Annotated in this window: 14 protein-coding genes; 8 read left to right on the top strand and 6 right to left on the bottom strand. The window is 45.5% G+C overall.

Features of this window, described 5'->3' with window-relative positions:
* The first annotated feature begins 90 nt into the window (after positions 1-90).
* The 3 genes from yciA (at position 91) to AB4384_RS12625 (ending at position 1,378) form a co-directional block, all read left to right on the top strand.
* A complete protein-coding gene (gene yciA, locus AB4384_RS12635; RefSeq protein WP_017061510.1) occupies positions 91-489 on the top strand; it encodes an acyl-CoA thioester hydrolase YciA in 399 nt (132 codons plus the stop codon).
* A gap of 195 nt (positions 490-684) precedes the next feature.
* The gene (locus AB4384_RS12630) at positions 685-981 is read left to right on the top strand and encodes a YciI family protein (protein WP_004741234.1); all 297 of its coding nucleotides are present in this window, start codon (positions 685-687) and stop codon (positions 979-981) included.
* A 1-nt stretch (position 982) separates the two neighbouring features.
* Entirely contained in the window at positions 983-1,378 is a 396-nt protein-coding gene (locus AB4384_RS12625; protein WP_372129627.1) for a GspS/AspS pilotin family protein, read from the top strand.
* Positions 1,379-1,477: 99 nt separating this feature from the next.
* Here the strand turns inward: AB4384_RS12625 and metE are convergent, their stop codons facing one another.
* Positions 1,478-3,841 (bottom strand): 5-methyltetrahydropteroyltriglutamate--homocysteine S-methyltransferase, encoded by a 2,364-nt coding sequence (metE, locus tag AB4384_RS12620; RefSeq protein WP_372129626.1) that lies wholly within the window; start codon positions 3,839-3,841, stop codon positions 1,478-1,480.
* A 280-nt stretch (positions 3,842-4,121) separates the two neighbouring features.
* Here metE and AB4384_RS12615 point away from each other — a divergent pair, with 280 nt between their 5' ends.
* Positions 4,122-5,033, top strand: a complete 912-nt coding sequence (locus tag AB4384_RS12615) for a LysR substrate-binding domain-containing protein (RefSeq protein WP_050621806.1) — start codon at positions 4,122-4,124, stop codon at positions 5,031-5,033.
* 138 nt (positions 5,034-5,171) lie between these two features.
* Here the strand turns inward: AB4384_RS12615 and AB4384_RS12610 are convergent, their stop codons facing one another.
* The gene (locus AB4384_RS12610) at positions 5,172-5,372 is read right to left on the bottom strand and encodes a DUF4250 domain-containing protein (RefSeq protein ID WP_004736508.1); all 201 of its coding nucleotides are present in this window, start codon (positions 5,370-5,372) and stop codon (positions 5,172-5,174) included.
* Positions 5,373-5,504: 132 nt separating this feature from the next.
* The gene (locus AB4384_RS12605) at positions 5,505-6,185 is read right to left on the bottom strand and encodes a hypothetical protein (protein WP_017069996.1); all 681 of its coding nucleotides are present in this window, start codon (positions 6,183-6,185) and stop codon (positions 5,505-5,507) included.
* Between the two features lie 330 nt (positions 6,186-6,515).
* On the opposite strand from AB4384_RS12605, the gene AB4384_RS12600 reads away from it, so the two are divergent.
* Positions 6,516-8,813, top strand: a complete 2,298-nt coding sequence (locus tag AB4384_RS12600) for a YgiQ family radical SAM protein (protein ID WP_017067347.1) — start codon at positions 6,516-6,518, stop codon at positions 8,811-8,813.
* 85 nt (positions 8,814-8,898) lie between these two features.
* Here the strand turns inward: AB4384_RS12600 and AB4384_RS12595 are convergent, their stop codons facing one another.
* From AB4384_RS12595 to AB4384_RS12585, 3 genes are read right to left on the bottom strand one after another with little or no spacing between them, the layout of a single operon-like run.
* Positions 8,899-9,363 (bottom strand): GtrA family protein, encoded by a 465-nt coding sequence (locus tag AB4384_RS12595; protein WP_017070766.1) that lies wholly within the window; start codon positions 9,361-9,363, stop codon positions 8,899-8,901.
* On the bottom strand, positions 9,350-10,837 hold the full coding sequence (locus tag AB4384_RS12590) for an ArnT family glycosyltransferase (RefSeq protein WP_372129625.1): 1,488 nt from the start codon (positions 10,835-10,837) through the stop codon (positions 9,350-9,352). Before AB4384_RS12590 ends, AB4384_RS12595 begins: the two co-directional genes overlap by 14 nt.
* Complete coding sequence (locus AB4384_RS12585; protein ID WP_102320467.1) at positions 10,834-11,853, bottom strand: glycosyltransferase family 2 protein; 1,020 nt, start codon at positions 11,851-11,853, stop codon at positions 10,834-10,836. The genes AB4384_RS12590 and AB4384_RS12585 overlap by 4 nt, the downstream gene beginning before the upstream one ends.
* A gap of 125 nt (positions 11,854-11,978) precedes the next feature.
* Here AB4384_RS12585 and AB4384_RS12580 point away from each other — a divergent pair, with 125 nt between their 5' ends.
* The 3 genes from AB4384_RS12580 to AB4384_RS12570 all read left to right on the top strand — a co-directional run bounded on the left by AB4384_RS12580 (position 11,979) and on the right by AB4384_RS12570 (position 15,014).
* Positions 11,979-12,656: a response regulator transcription factor gene (locus tag AB4384_RS12580; protein ID WP_017062034.1), complete on the top strand. Its 678-nt coding sequence runs from the start codon at positions 11,979-11,981 to the stop codon at positions 12,654-12,656.
* A complete protein-coding gene (locus AB4384_RS12575) occupies positions 12,653-13,951 on the top strand; it encodes a sensor histidine kinase (protein WP_372129624.1) in 1,299 nt (432 codons plus the stop codon). Before AB4384_RS12580 ends, AB4384_RS12575 begins: the two co-directional genes overlap by 4 nt.
* 127 nt (positions 13,952-14,078) lie before the next feature.
* A complete protein-coding gene (locus tag AB4384_RS12570) occupies positions 14,079-15,014 on the top strand; it encodes a pyridoxal-phosphate dependent enzyme (protein WP_136973591.1) in 936 nt (311 codons plus the stop codon).
* The last annotated feature ends 197 nt before the right edge of the window (positions 15,015-15,211 follow it).

Below are 15,211 nucleotides of genomic sequence, written 5' to 3'. Positions count from 1 at the left end.
TCGGTGAAGACGTTAAAAATTAGACCACCATGAGTCTCGTAAACACATCTATTTTTATATAAAACAATCAATACCATTAAGAGTACGACAATGACTATTCAATCAACTTTGAACCCGATTGGTTCTTTACTTCTTCGCACATTAGCGATGCCTTCTGATACAAATGCAGCAGGCCAGATTTTCGGTGGTTGGATAATGTCACAGCTTGACCTTGCTGGCGGCATACTGGCAAAAGAGATATCTAACGGCAAGATAGTCACGGTTTCAGTATCGAGTATCGAGTTCAAACAGCCGGTTTCAGTGGGTGATGTTGTGTGTGTTTATGGTGACTGCACCAAGATTGGTCGCAGCTCGATGAATATCGACCTAGAAGTATGGGTTAAGCCGGTACTTGATCACGGCATCGGCGATCGTTACAAGGTATGTGGCGCGACATTCAACTACGTTGCTGTAGACGAAAGCGGTAAACCCCGCCCAATTAATAAATAGTACTTTCGACGACCCTATCGCACTTTAAGGTCTTTAGTCGTTTCGATTAAAAATGCTAAAGACCTTCTCACTCTCCCGCACCATTTCACAATTTCTTATCATTAGCCCTTCCAATACCAATTAGTTCGCGTAAATTAGCAAGATAGCGAATTTAAACGCCCCAAATTTAGTGAAGTAAAATAAGGATATCTCAATATGTGGTACGTGATTTTTTCTCAAGACGTCGAAAATTCATTAGAAAAACGCCTAAGTGTTCGCCCACAACATCTAGAACGCCTACAAACACTTCACGATGAAGGCCGACTGTTAACAGCAGGTCCAATGCCAGCGATTGACTCAGATAACCCTGGCGAAGCAGGCTTTACAGGTTCAACTGTGATTGCTGAATTTAACTCTTTGGAAGATGCACAAGCATGGGCAGACGCTGACCCGTACATTGATGCTGGCGTTTACCAAAATGTGATTGTAAAACCATTCAAGAAAGTATTTTAACGTGAAAAAATGGATTATTGGCTCACTGGCTTTAGCTCTGCTTGCAGGCTGTTCTTCAAGTGAGCAAGACGAACAAAGACAGCTAGAGATGATGGCGCAGCACCGAGCTGGCGTTTTATCTGCAGGCCTGCCGATTGAGTATGGCCCACTGTCGGTCATGCGCGTGCTAGCAAAAAACACGGTTATCGAAATCATGATGATCTACAACCAAGATGCAAAAGGTGCTAAGCCTTTAAACCAAGTTGTAGACATGAGTGTGAATAGCTACTGCACCAACTCTGAAGTGAGAGCAAACCTTGATATGGGCTTGGCTTACAACATCAAGATTCGCAACACTCGCGGACAACTGATGGTTGAGAAGTTGATCAGCAAAGAGACGTGTCAGAGCAGCAACTAGATTCGACCGAACAAGTATAAAACCAGAAGGCCTCGCATTTGCGAGGCCTTTGTTGTGGTTCATCGTAGATTAGCGGAGCAATCAAAATCCTAGACTGAATTATGCCTCGGTTGATTCCCACTCTTTACGCAGTGCTTTAGTTGCCGAAACTAAGTTAGTCAGCGCCGCTTCCGTCTCTGCCCAGTTCCGTGTCTTCAGCCCACAATCAGGGTTTGCCCACAAACGTTCCGCTGGAATTTTCTCTGCCGCTTTCTTAAGTAAATCAACAATCCACTCTTCTGACGGGATGTTTGGTGAGTGAATGTCATAAACGCCAGGTCCAATCGCATTCGGGTAGTTGAACTCTTCAAATGCTTTCAGCAGTTCCATGTTCGAGCGAGAAGTCTCAATGGTAATCACATCGGCATCTAGCGCGGCTACTGAATCAATGATCTCGTTGAACTCGCTGTAACACATGTGGGTATGAATCTGAGTTTCTGGTTTAGCACTTGCCGCTGAGATCTTAAAGGCATCGACCGCCCACTCTAGGTATTCTGCGTGGTCGCGCTTTTTCAATGGCAGACCTTCACGAATCGCTGGTTCATCGATTTGGATAATGTTGATGCCCGCGTCTTGCAAATCAGACACTTCATCTCGCAGCGCAAATGCCAATTGATTAGTGATCTCTTTGCGTGAAATGTCTTCACGTGGGAATGTCCAACATAAGATAGTGACTGGGCCTGTCAGCATCCCTTTCATCTGCTTCGAGGTCAGAGATTGGGCATAGGTCGACCATTCTACGGTCATCGGCTTCTCACGCTCTATATCCGCGACCACAATCGCCGGCTTCACGCAGCGTGAGCCATAGCTTTGTACCCAACCAAACTTAGTGGTTTGAAAGCCTGCTAGGTTTTCTGCAAAGTACTCCACCATGTCGTTACGTTCAGCTTCGCCATGAACAAGCACATCCAAATCCAGTGCTTCTTGACGTTTAACGGCATCCGCAATATGGCCTTTCAATGCAGTGTTATATTCCGCTTCACTCAGTTTGCCAGTGCGGTAAGCGCTACGTTGAACACGGATCTCGCCTGTCTGTGGGAATGAACCAATGGTTGTGGTTGGAAACAGCGGTAAGCCTAACACCTCAGACTGGTGCGCGGCACGTTCTGCGTATGGAGCAGTGCGCTCTGCTAGCGCTTTAGTTATCGTGTTAATACGAGCTTGAACTTGCGGCTTATTCACATGAGTTGCACTCTTGCGTGCAACAATCGGGTGGCTATACGTCTCACACGCTAAAATGGCATTTTGGTCGCCGTCTAACGCCGCACCCAATAAGCTCACCTCAGTGACTTTCTGTTTTGCAAAGGCAAACCAACTCTTCACTTCTTCGCTAAGCGTCTCTTCTAACTCAAGGTCGACTGGGCTATGCAACAATGAACATGAACTTGCGACCCATAGTTTATCGCCTAGCTTTTCTTTCACTGGTTGCAGCAACTCAAGCTGCGCGGCTAAGTCTGCTCGCCAAACATTGCGTCCGTTGATTGCTCCTGCAGAAAGCACCCAATCTTCAGGTAGCTTGTTCACCACTTGATCGAGTTGCTGGGGTGCGGCAGCCAAATCGATGTGTAAGCCGTTGACGGGCAGTTCCATGATTTTATCTAACGTGTCAGTCACAGAATCAAAGTACGTGGTAAGGAGTAGCTTCACATCACCTTGAATCACCTGATAAGCCAATTTGAATGAATCTGCCCACTTAGTCTCAAGTTCCAGAGAAAGGATAGGTTCATCGATTTGTACCCACTCAACGCCCAACTTGGCCAGTTTTGCCAGAATCGCTTGGTAAGCGGTAAGCAAGCGTGGAAGCAAAGTTAAACGGTCAAAGCCCTCTTCTACTTCCTTGCCGAGATATAAATAAGATAATGGGCCTAGAAGAACTGGCTTCACCTTATGCCCCGCTTTAATCGCTTCACTCACTTCGTCAAACAGTTGTGGCCAACTCACTTCAAAGGTGTCGTCTTTACTGAACTCAGGAACAATGTAGTGATAGTTAGTGTTGAACCACTTCGTCATATCTGATGCTGCTGCACCATCTTTAGCGCTTTCAGAGCCGTGCTTAGCGCCACAACAAGTTGGCTGCCTTTGAGATTGTATTTGAGTTTGAGATTGACCGCGACCAACGCGGAACAAGGTATCTAAATCTGGGAAGGCTTTTTCACCTTCTGATCCACCAGCGTGACGCTCAGGTACATGACCTAGAAGTAACGTCGTTGTTAGAACATGGTCGTACCATGCGAAGTCACCCGCAGTTGCAAAGCTTAGATTCGCCTTAGCTTGTACATTCCAGTTACGATTTCTTAGTTCGCTACCGAGTTGCTTTAAATCTGATTGGTTAATCTCACCGCGCCAGTATTTTTCTAAAGTGAATTTGAGTTCGCGTTTTTCGCCGATACGTGGGTAGCCTAAAATATGCGTTGTCGTAGTCATGAACCTGTTCCTTATTCAATAATTTTTAGTGTTCGGTCAAACTGCCTAGCTTATGGTTTAAGTTCTTTACAAGGCGTCTAGATGGCTAAACTATCTCCCTAATCTGAACGATGAACAACGTCCAAATATTCATCTTGTTTATTAAAAATATTCATCTTGAATAATCTAAAGCTGAAAAATTAAATCCATCTGGACATCTAGACGTTTACAAATGAAAGAAAACCCCGTAGGGTGATTATTAAGAAATATTGAATTGGCTTAGGGAATATGAGGAAAACTCATGATAGAGCTTAAACACCTTCGAACATTGACTACCTTAAGAGACAGCGGCTCACTAACCGCGACTGCAACCTCTCTTCACCTAACTCAGTCGGCACTTTCACACCAATTGAAAGACCTAGAGGCACGTATTGGTGGTCAGCTTTTCCTGCGTAAAACTAGGCCAGTGAAGTTCACTTCTGAGGGTGAGATCTTGCTTAAGCTCGCAGATGAGATACAGCCAAGAATCGCGAAAGCAGAGAATGAGTTGGCGAGCCTGAAAGAGGATGTGAATGGTCGATTGCACATGGCGATTGAGTGTCACTCATGCTTCCAATGGCTAATGCCCGCTTTGAAGGAATATCAAGTTGCATGGCCAAGCGTGACCCTAGATTTCTCGTCAGGTTTTGGTTTTGAACCGCTACCGGCATTAATGGCTGGTGAATTGGACTTGGTGATCACCTCAGATATACAGCCTCGTTCTGAAGTTCATTACGAGCCGCTTTTCGATTTTGAGATGCGTCTTATCACCGCGATCAACTCGCCTTTGGCCGATAAAGCGAGCATTGATCCGCAAGATCTTAGCGATCTCACGATGCTCTCCTATCCAGTTCAAAAACAGCGTTTGGATGTGGTGAAGCACTTTTTACAACCTGCAGGTGTAGAACCTAAGAAGTGGAAGCAAGCAGACAATACCTTGATGTTGGTGCAAATGGTATCGGCAGGATTAGGTGTCGCGGCATTACCAAATTGGGCAATCAGTGAGTTCTCAAGACAAGGCTTGATAGCCAGCAAGCCGTTGGGCAAAGGGCTTTCAAGAAGACTGTTTGCCGCAGTAAGAAACTCAGAAAAAGACAAACGTTACCTGCAGGCTTTCTTTAGCACAGCAAGACAGCAAAGTAAGAGTCACTTAGATGGCATTGAGGTTGTTTAAGAGATTCATTGTTGGCTAGTTTAAGCCTGTGTTAAATCGGATAGGCAAACGCCAGAAACAAAAAAAGTCACAGATAATCTGTGACTTTTTAGTTTCAGTACCGATGATTTTCGATATCTGTTGATTCGCGAAAATAGACTATCTTGGATAAGACTTAAACTGGTTAGTCAATGGGTCGTATTGATAGCCAAGCATATCGAGCTTGCCCACGACACTTTCTATATCCATTTCATACATACTGATCAGCTCTTCAAAGCTATCGCACTCTAGGCGAAGTTTTTCATTCACGATTCCCAGCAAGATAATGCTATCGAAACCTTTGACGTTGCTTAAATCCATCTCGTACTCCTTACGAACACACCGACTATAATTAAGTTTAGAACGCTTACCAACGCCATGCTAAAAAACTGATCACACTTCTTAAAGAGAATGCGTGATTAATGAGCGTACGTAATTAATGAAAGTGCGCGATTAAAGTGCCCAAACTGGCGTTAAACCCACAGCCGCAGCCAATAACATCAGTAACGAAATCGTCAGTTGCAGCTTTTCCGGGGTTTTAACGAACAGTAAATGCCAACACCAAACCACGATAGCGGAGATTAACAAAGCAAAGCTGAACAGTAGCGTTGAAATCACAGGCTCTAATTGAGCTTCAGAAAGAGAATAAACACTCACGACTGTCGCCAAAACCACTAACATACCCGTCAGCACACCAACAACGGGCAGAACTCGGTGAAATGCCTGTAAGCGTGTTCTTGCTATCGTCAGCAATAAATGGCCAAACGCTGAGCCTAACAGTGCCACTAGCAATACAGTAGTTATGATGCCGACAGTAGTTGCTTGTTCAGTCGCTTGAATAGCCACGTAAGACAATGCCAAACCACAAGCTAAGTACATCACCCAAATAGGGCCGGAATCACGTGTCTTCTTGGTTTGAACTTGAGAATAGAAATAAAAGATCGCAAACACGACCAGAAAGGCTTCAATTTTTACTGAAGCGACGGCAAGCCACAGCACGCCAATCGCAGGTAACATCTTGTGGATCCGACCACGCTGCCCCGGACAAATATCCCCTTTCACCAAGATGAGGGTTAAGATCAGTTGGGCTCCTAAAAGCATCGGAGCAAATTGTACTAATAACGTTTCGACCATTGTGGATCTACTTCTTCAGACTTATTTTCGCGAATAATATCAAAAACTGCTGCGAACACTAATCAAAATCACAAATTAGCGACGTTATTCAAGGCTTCAACTATGCTGTTGTATGGTTCTTTTGTCGCCATTTACCGTAAAAAGACGAAAGACACCAGAACTAACAGGGGCATGTTCTACTGGCTAGTCTAGGCTCATGCCGCTATAATTCCCGCCTCAAAAATCAGAGGTTGAAATATGTACAGCGATATCACTCCTATTCACGAACACAAAAAATACTGGGCCGAGTGCTACGGAACTGCACCCTTTTTGCCTACCAGTAGAAAGGAGATGGATGCTCTTGGATGGGATAGCTGTGACATTATTATTGTAACTGGTGACGCTTATGTCGATCACCCGAGCTTTGGTATGGCTATCATCGGCCGTCTGCTTGAAGCTCAAGGTTTCCGCGTGGGCATTATTGCTCAGCCAAAGTGGGACAATAAAGATGCCTTCATGAAGCTAGGTAAACCTAACCTATTCTTCGGCATCACAGCGGGTAACATGGACTCCATGATCAACCGCTACACCTCTGATCGCAAATTACGTCACGATGATGCTTACACTCCGAACAATGAAGGTGGCAAGCGTCCTGATCGTGCAACTCTGGTTTATTCTCAACGTTGTCGTGAAGCTTACAAAGGCACGCCAATCGTGCTTGGTGGTATTGAAGCGAGCTTACGTCGTGTAGCTCACTACGACTACTGGTCAGATAAAGTTCGCCGCTCTGTATTGTTTGATGCAAAAGCTGACATTCTTCTTTTTGGTAACGCTGAGCGTGCACTGGTTGAAGTAGCACACCGCATTGCCGATGGTGAAGACATGTCTACGCTGACCAATATCCGCGGTACTGCTATCAATCTTCCTGCGGCCCCTGAAGGCTTCAAGATCATTGACTCTTCTCGTATCGAAAAGCCGAACAAAGCGTATGTTCCGGTTAACCCGTACGAAGTTGAAACGCAGTGTGATACCAAGAAAGACGAAAAAGAAGAAGTAAAAGCGCAACCTATTACTATTCGCCCTTCTCGTCACGATGCAAAAACTACAGCGGTTCGTATCCCAGGTTACGAAAAGCTAAACAATGACCGTATTCTTTACGCTCACGCTAGTCGTATTCTGCACCTTGAGACAAACCCGTACTCAGGTCGTGCTCTGATTCAACGTCACGGTGATCGCGAGCTTTGGATTAACCAAGCGCCTATTCCATTGACCACAGAAGAGATGGACTACGTGTTTGGCCTTGCGTACAAGCGTGTTCCGCACCCGATGTACGGCAAAGCGAAAATCCCAGCATACGACATGATCAAAACCTCGGTTAACATCATGCGTGGTTGTTTTGGTGGTTGTTCTTTCTGTTCAATCACAGAGCACGAAGGTCGCATCATTCAGAACCGTTCGAAAGAATCTATCTTGGATGAGATCGAAGACATTAAAGATAAAGTACCGGGCTTCACAGGTACTATTTCTGACTTGGGCGGCCCAACGGCGAACATGTACCGTTTAGGTTGTTCAGATCCAAAAGCTGAAATTAACTGTCGTCGTCCATCATGTGTGTTCCCGAAAATCTGTGAAAAGCTAAACACAGACCATCAACACACTATCGACCTGTACCGCTCTGCGAGAAAAGTACCGGGTGTTAAGAAGATCATGATCGCTTCTGGTGTACGTTACGACTTAGCGATTGAATCTCCAGAATACGTTCGTGAGCTTGTGACTCACCACGTTGGTGGTTACTTGAAGATTGCTCCAGAGCATACTGAAAAAGGCCCACTGGATCTGATGATGAAGCCGGGCATGGGCACTTACGATCGTTTCAAAGAGATGTTCGAGAAGTACAGCGCTGAAGCCGGTAAGAAACAGTACTTAATTCCTTACTTTATCTCTGCTCACCCGGGCACAGAAGATGAAGACATGCTTAACCTTGCAATGTGGCTGAAAAAGCACAACTACGAGTGTGACCAAGTACAGAACTTCTACCCATCGCCAATGTGTAATGCAACGTCGATGTACTACTCAGAGACTAACCCTCTGAAACGCGTGAAATATAAGAAGCGTGAAGATGTTCCTGTGCCGAAAGGTGATCGTCAACGTCGTCTGCATAAAGCACTGCTTCGTTACCACGATCCTGAAAACTGGAAAATCATCCGTGAAGCACTGATCAGCATGGGTAAACAGCACCTAATTGGTGACAAAGCAAACTGCCTAGTACCAGCAGAAGACTTTGATGCACAAACACCGGCACAACGTCGTAAGTCTGGTCGTCACGGTTCACAACGCTTTGCGACTAAGCACAGTAAATCTCAGCCAGGTCTTGGTGGCGAAAGCCCACGTAACCACTCTGGTAAGAAACCGGGTGGCAAGAAGCCGAATGGTAACGGCAACGGTAGCCAAGGTAATGCTAACCAAGGTGGCGGTAATGGCAATGCTCGTAAACCAGCGACTGGCTTCATTAAGAAAGGTCCTGGTGGTCAGCAATCACAAGGTAATGGCGGCGGAAATGGCAAACCAAACCGTAACAAAGCGGGCAATGGTCAAGGTGGCAAACCTGCAAGTAACGGCAAGAACCGCCAGCGCGCAGCACAACGCTAATATCGCGAACCAGTTTACTTCGCTATCGTAAAAACACAAAGCGCAGCTATTTAGCTGCGCTTTTTTGTGTCTGCTACTAGGGAGCTTAACGTGTGAACACCCAATACTGACTAAGCAAATAGTTACTGACCATGCCCACCAAGATGCCAACCGCCATTGCGATAAACACTGCCCCAGTAAATGCAGGGAGTAACTCCGTCATCAACTTAAAGCACAGCAAATTAGGTATCGCCGATATCGATGCTGACAGCATGAACTTTTGCCACTGAATCAGCTTTTCGGACCAACTCCCCTGCCCTTTGAGCTCAAAGGTCAACACTCGATTTCCAAACCAAGTTGTCGTTGCAGCTACGATGAAAGAACCAATTCGAGCACTCATCAAAGGCAGTCCAATAACGTAATGCAGCAATGCAAACACGGCACAATCGACAACAAAGCCACCCGCCCCCACCATAGCGAATTTAATCATCTTATGGTGAGGTTGTAGTTTTTTGTTTAGCGCGTCGAACTTGTGGCTAAACAGTCTCGATGACGAGTTAAAATTGAACATCGCCATCACTTCGAATATGGCTCAACGATAGATTTGGTTTGATATTTTGGCTATGACAACTAAATAGAGCGCGCTTGATCTTCACCGTCGGTTCTAAAATACAGGTTAACGCGTTGTCTTTAATCTTGGTTTCTACTTCCGCTCTTTTACCAATCAGATAGAACTTGTCGATACCATCTAACTGTTCAACATCGAGTAACTTTTTCGCTTGTCCATGACTGTAAAACTGCCCGGAGAACGGTCGTTTACCGACATAAAAGCTCGGCGCTTCATCCGTAATCTGTTCGAAGATAATACGGTCACTTTTCTCATTCGCTTTGCCTAAGTTGAGGTAGACCATTGCAATCATTAGCAACACAGGTAGCACTAAAGCCACACTCGAGAACCACTTCTTATCTTTTTCTACTACAAGCATTGCCACCAACAAGCCAAGGGCAGGAATGCCTGGCAACACATAGGCAGGAAGAATATTACCCGCCATGGTAAAAAGAATCAGAGGAGAGACCAACCAACACACGAGGAATGAAAACAATCCACTATGTTCAGCGTTAACTTCTGCGATTTTCTTACGACGGGCGAAAGTCAAAATAGGCAACACAATCGACCACGGCGCAGCCGCTTGAATCCAGAAAATCCAAATCATGCCTCTTGCTTGGTCATGGGCAGAACCGTATAAATCGCCCTCCCAACCACTCACAACAAAACGCTTAAAGTGCTCGCCAACAATAAAGTAATCAATGAAACCCGGTGTTGCCATTTCAGCCATGATGTACCAAGGTAGAGCAATCGCTAACATCACACCTAAACCAGACAACAATGGGAAACGTTGCCAAAGCGCTTTGAAAGCACCAAAGAAGCCGTGTTGTAATACCAACCAAGGGAAAACTGCGATACCCATGATGACAATCGCTACCGGCCCTTTTGCCAGCAAGCCTAATGCTAAACCAATGAAACCAACATAACCCCAAGACCGATTAGTCTTCGCACTCCCTTCACCCTTCCCCGCTTCTCCTCCTAGCCAACATAGGTAGAAACCCAGCATGGCAATAGTCATCGCTAAGGTTAACGCGATGTCTGTCATCACAGCACCTGCCGCAATAGAGAAAATACCACATGTCGCCAACACTACCGCGGCAACCAACGCACTTTGCCCTGTTCGTTTCGCCATGTAAGCGGTCAACAAAATCGTTGCTACACCCGCTAACCAATGTGGTGCGCGAACGGCAAACTCACTCAGGCCGAACAACTCAATACCAGCAGCGCTCATCCATGTAAACAACGGTGGCTTACCCCAGAAAGGAATACCGTAATCAAACTGAGGCGTTAACCAATTCCCAGTTTCCACCATCAGACGTGCCATTTCGCCATAGCGCGCTTCTGTGGTATCCATTAATGGATAGGTTGCCAAAGATAAAAGCCTTAAAACCAATGCAAAAGCCAACAAGTACCATAGGTGCGTTCGGTTCAGGCTCATGCTGACTCCTCTAATTTAAAATGTGTTTTTAATGCCGGTGTATCGACCACCGATTGGATCAGATACAAAGGACGATTCTTGGTTTCAATGAAAATACGACCTATGTACTCTCCCATTAAACCAATACACAACAGTTGGATACCGCCAAGGGCAAGCTGTACGACCATCATTGACGGATAGCCCGTGATAGGCTCACCAAACATCATGGTTTTGAACACGATGAAGACGCCATACACAAAAGCGGTAAGCGCCACTAATCCACCAACGGCCGTCGCAATACGCAGTGGGCGGATAGAAAATGATGTGATGCCATCCATCGCCAATCCGATGAGTTTCAGGTAGTTCCATTTCGTCTCGCCACAGAAGCGAGCATCGCGCTTAAACTGAATCGTTGCTTGCCTAAAACCCGGCCATGAGAAAATACCTTTCATGTAGCGATTACGTTCAGGCAGTTGGTTGATATGGTCGACAACCTCTCGGCTTAACAGTCGGAAATCACCGACATTTTCTGGAACATCGATCTTCGCTGCCACGTTCATGACTTTGTAAAAGCTTGCTGCTGAAAACTTCTTAAACCACGTTTCACCATCACGCTGGCTGCGCTGCATATTCACAACGTCATAGCCTTCGCGCCACTTGGCAACCATTTGTGGGATCAGCTCCGGCGGATCTTGCAGGTCTGCGTCTAACAAGATCACCGCTTGTCCTCGGCAATGCTCAAGACCAGCACTCATGGCTGACTCTTTACCAAAGTTACGGCTTAAACCAATCACAGAAATTGAGCTATTGATTGAAGTGAATGAACTCACCAAGTCCAAGCTGTTGTCTTTGCTGCCATCGTCGACATAAACAATCTCACTCGTGATCGGTAAGCTATCAAGCACCTTGGTAAGGCGAGAGTGGAACTCTTCCAATACCTCTTGTTCATCGTAAAAAGGCACAATGATAGACAAAGAGACCGCAGGATTGATCTGCGATGTAGATATCTTAGGGCGGCTAATATGAAGTTCAGACATAATACGTTCTTCTATTTTTTAATCTGAAGCCAATCTACCCTCCCATAAGTGAAAGTTATGTTATTGACATATTTTTCACGCTCACTCAGGATAATGTTACTGTCTATTTCTGTATGAGAATCAAAATGAAACGAGTTCTATTAGTCGAAGATAACCGTGAAATTGCAGGTGTCTTGTTTGATTATTTTGAGTGTATTGGCATGGAACTCGATTACGCAGACAACGGTGAACTTGGCCTACAACTCGCGTTGGAAAACTCATTTGATATCATCATATTGGATCTAATGTTACCGAGAATGGACGGCCTAACGGTTTGTAATAAACTGCGAGACCAAGGTAACGCGACACCTATTTTGATGCTGACCGCCTTAGATAGCCGAGAAGATATGCTGAAAGGCTTTGAACACGGTGCCGATGATTACCTCACCAAGCCATTTGATTTGGATATTCTAGAAGCAAGAATGAACGCGTTAGTCCGTCGTTACCGCGGAAAAGTCGCCTCTTCAAAACTTCAGTTCGATGAACTCACCATCGACCAAAAAACCCGTAAAGCTTACCGCCAAGATAAACTACTAGCGCTCAACCCAACCACTTACACCATACTTGAGATGCTGTGCCAAAGCGCACCTGAAGTAGTCACTCGTGAAGCTATTTCCTACAAGTTATGGGAAGAAAACGAGCCCAACAATGATGTGTTGCGCAGTCACATTTATCAGTTACGTAATCAACTCGACAAGCCTTTCGACACTCAGATGTTAATTACGGTGCCTAAAGTTGGCTTCCGATTGGAGCCATCGAATTGATTTCAAATGTTCTTACAAGCACAAAAACCCTAACGGGCCGCTTAGCGGTTTTCTTTGGGTTAATGGCCGTAATTGTGTCGGCATTTGTCTATGTGGTATTTATCACAGCCCTGTACTTGTCGGAAGACCGCGTGGGTGAAAGACGCATCCTAATTGACCGCAACTATGCAGTCGGGTTATTCCAGTCAGGTGAAAGTGGAGAGCTTCGTATTGATGACCTGACTATCGCTTACAACGATCTTTCCTATCTACCGAAAAAGTATTTAAAGTATATTGAAGGCAAAGAAAATTTCATTGGTGAGGTCGGTGAAGATCCAGAATCTCGCATGGTCTATGTAGGCGAGTATACTCATGAAGGTAGAACTCACCCTATTGTTCTGCTTTCTGAAATAGACCGTGTCGAGCTTAGTGTCTTTGAGCTCGTTTATGCCACCACATTTGTATTAGCCCTTCTCTCTATTCTAATATTCAGCTTCGGAGCTCTGCTCTATCGGTTGTCTAAACGGCTGATTGAGCCCTTCAACTCCCTGTCTGAACAGCTTGAATCCAATAAGCTCAATCTAAACGAAGAATTTGGAGTGAATGACGATGCGGCGGTGGAGTTTCGTCAGTTGACGGATCAACTCAATCAATACAGAAGAGAAATCAATTCTCTAGTAAAACGCGAGCAAGCTTTCGCACGCTATTCAAGCCATGAACTAAGAACCCCACTAACGGTCGCTCGTGGTGCCAATAAATTACTTTTAAGAAGCGAAACCACGGAATTTCAATCTCGCCAAGTTGAACGTATTGATGATGCTATTGTTCAGATGTCAGAGATGGTCGACGCCCTGCTTGGTCTGGTTCGCTATGAAAGAAACAGTGACGATGCACCACTGCGATTGTTTAGCCAACAAGAGTTAGAGGCTATCGTCTCCAAAAACTCAGCACAGGCGGATGAGAAAGACGTCGAAATTTCCATGCACGTTCAATCCGAACCCACCATTCAAGCCACCAGCGCGATAATGAATATGTTGGTCGGAAACTTGTTGAGAAATGCCATTGCAGCGACCAATAGTGGCACCGTAACGGTCACTCTGTCCCAAAAGAGTGTTGTGATTGAAGACCAAGGAGAAGGCCTCCAAGAACAGTACAATCCGAATGGGCATGGATTGGGTTTATTGATTGTCGAGGACTTATGTCAACGCTTCCAATGGGGCTTTGAATTGGTCAATCGCAGTTGTGGTGGATGTACCGCTAAAATCACCTTTCAAACCGATCTATCCTCATCAATCCCAGAGCAAATGAATTCGTAGTTCACGGCTCAATATCGAACGAAAACTTGATTTAGTTGGTTTACAGCGGTCCCTAGCTACTAGATACTCGCTAGTCCTATTTGAACTATAAATGCTGGCTCTTGAGTCAGCATTTTGTCTAAGTGCGATGAAACTAAATAATAGCCCTGTAACTCAACATCAATACAACGACCACACCTTTTTCTTAAAGCGTGACGATCAGCTTCATTCCCACTTTTGCGGCAACAAAGCCAGAAAGTTCATGAAGCTACTGGAAGACGAGCACCCAAGCACTACCACCCTAATAAGCTATGGTTCCGCTCAAGCCAACTCATTGTTCTCGCTAGCCGCACTTGCAAAAATCAAAGGTTGGACGCTTGAGTTTTACGTTGATCACCTACCTCGATGGCTACAAGAACGCCCACTCGGCAACTACCGTGGCGCTATCGATCTCGGGGCTGAGGTTATTTCAGTCAAAGAAACAGGCTCTGAGCTTCATCCACAAGAGTATATTGAGCAAGTAAGACAACCTGACTCACAATGCATTGTGTTACCAGAAGGTGGACGCTCTCAGCTTTCTGAATATGGCGTAAAACAACTGGCGATGGAAATACTGAGCTGGACTCGCTTTGAAAACCAATACGATTTTGTTGTGGCACTGCCAGCAGGCACAGGCAGCACGGCTCTGTATCTACATAAGCATTTAAAACTACACAACATCCCGGTATTAACCTGTGCATGTGTTGGCGGCAGTGATTACCTAACGCAACAGTTCAACGAGCTTGGCGAAACCGATCACCCGCAGATATTACCGCTTAAAGCCAAACACCACTTTGGTAAGTTGTACCAGCAGGACTATCAAACTTGGTTGGATCTACAAGAACAAACTGATATTGAATTCGACCTGCTCTACGACCCATTAATGTGGCAATGCTTAGAGCAATGGCAAGAAGAGAACCCAACCAAAACCGTCATCTATATCCATCAAGGTGGCATCTTAGGTAATGAGTCGATGTTGCCGCGCTATCAACGTAAGTACCCAGAACTTCGAAGTAGCCACACCGCTGATAACGCTACTTGGTAGTAATCCGTTCTTTTCTACTCTAATGCCCCGCGTTTCTGCGAACTGAGAATTTCTCAGCGCATCATGAACAGCCATCGCACTCCCTTTCGATGGCTGTTTATCAGTAATAGCCACCTGCTATCCCTGCCAGACATTTCAAGTTAGAGACAGAAATCTGGCGAGAATCATCGCGTTATCTATACTTTCGATTGGAACGT

Origin of the sequence: Vibrio sp. 10N.261.51.A4, from assembly GCF_041471945.1 — a bacterium.
In the GTDB taxonomy this organism is placed as follows: domain Bacteria; phylum Pseudomonadota; class Gammaproteobacteria; order Enterobacterales; family Vibrionaceae; genus Vibrio; species Vibrio crassostreae_C.
Note: the sequence above shows the minus strand (reverse complement) of the source record. Positions and strands in the feature narration are given on the sequence as shown.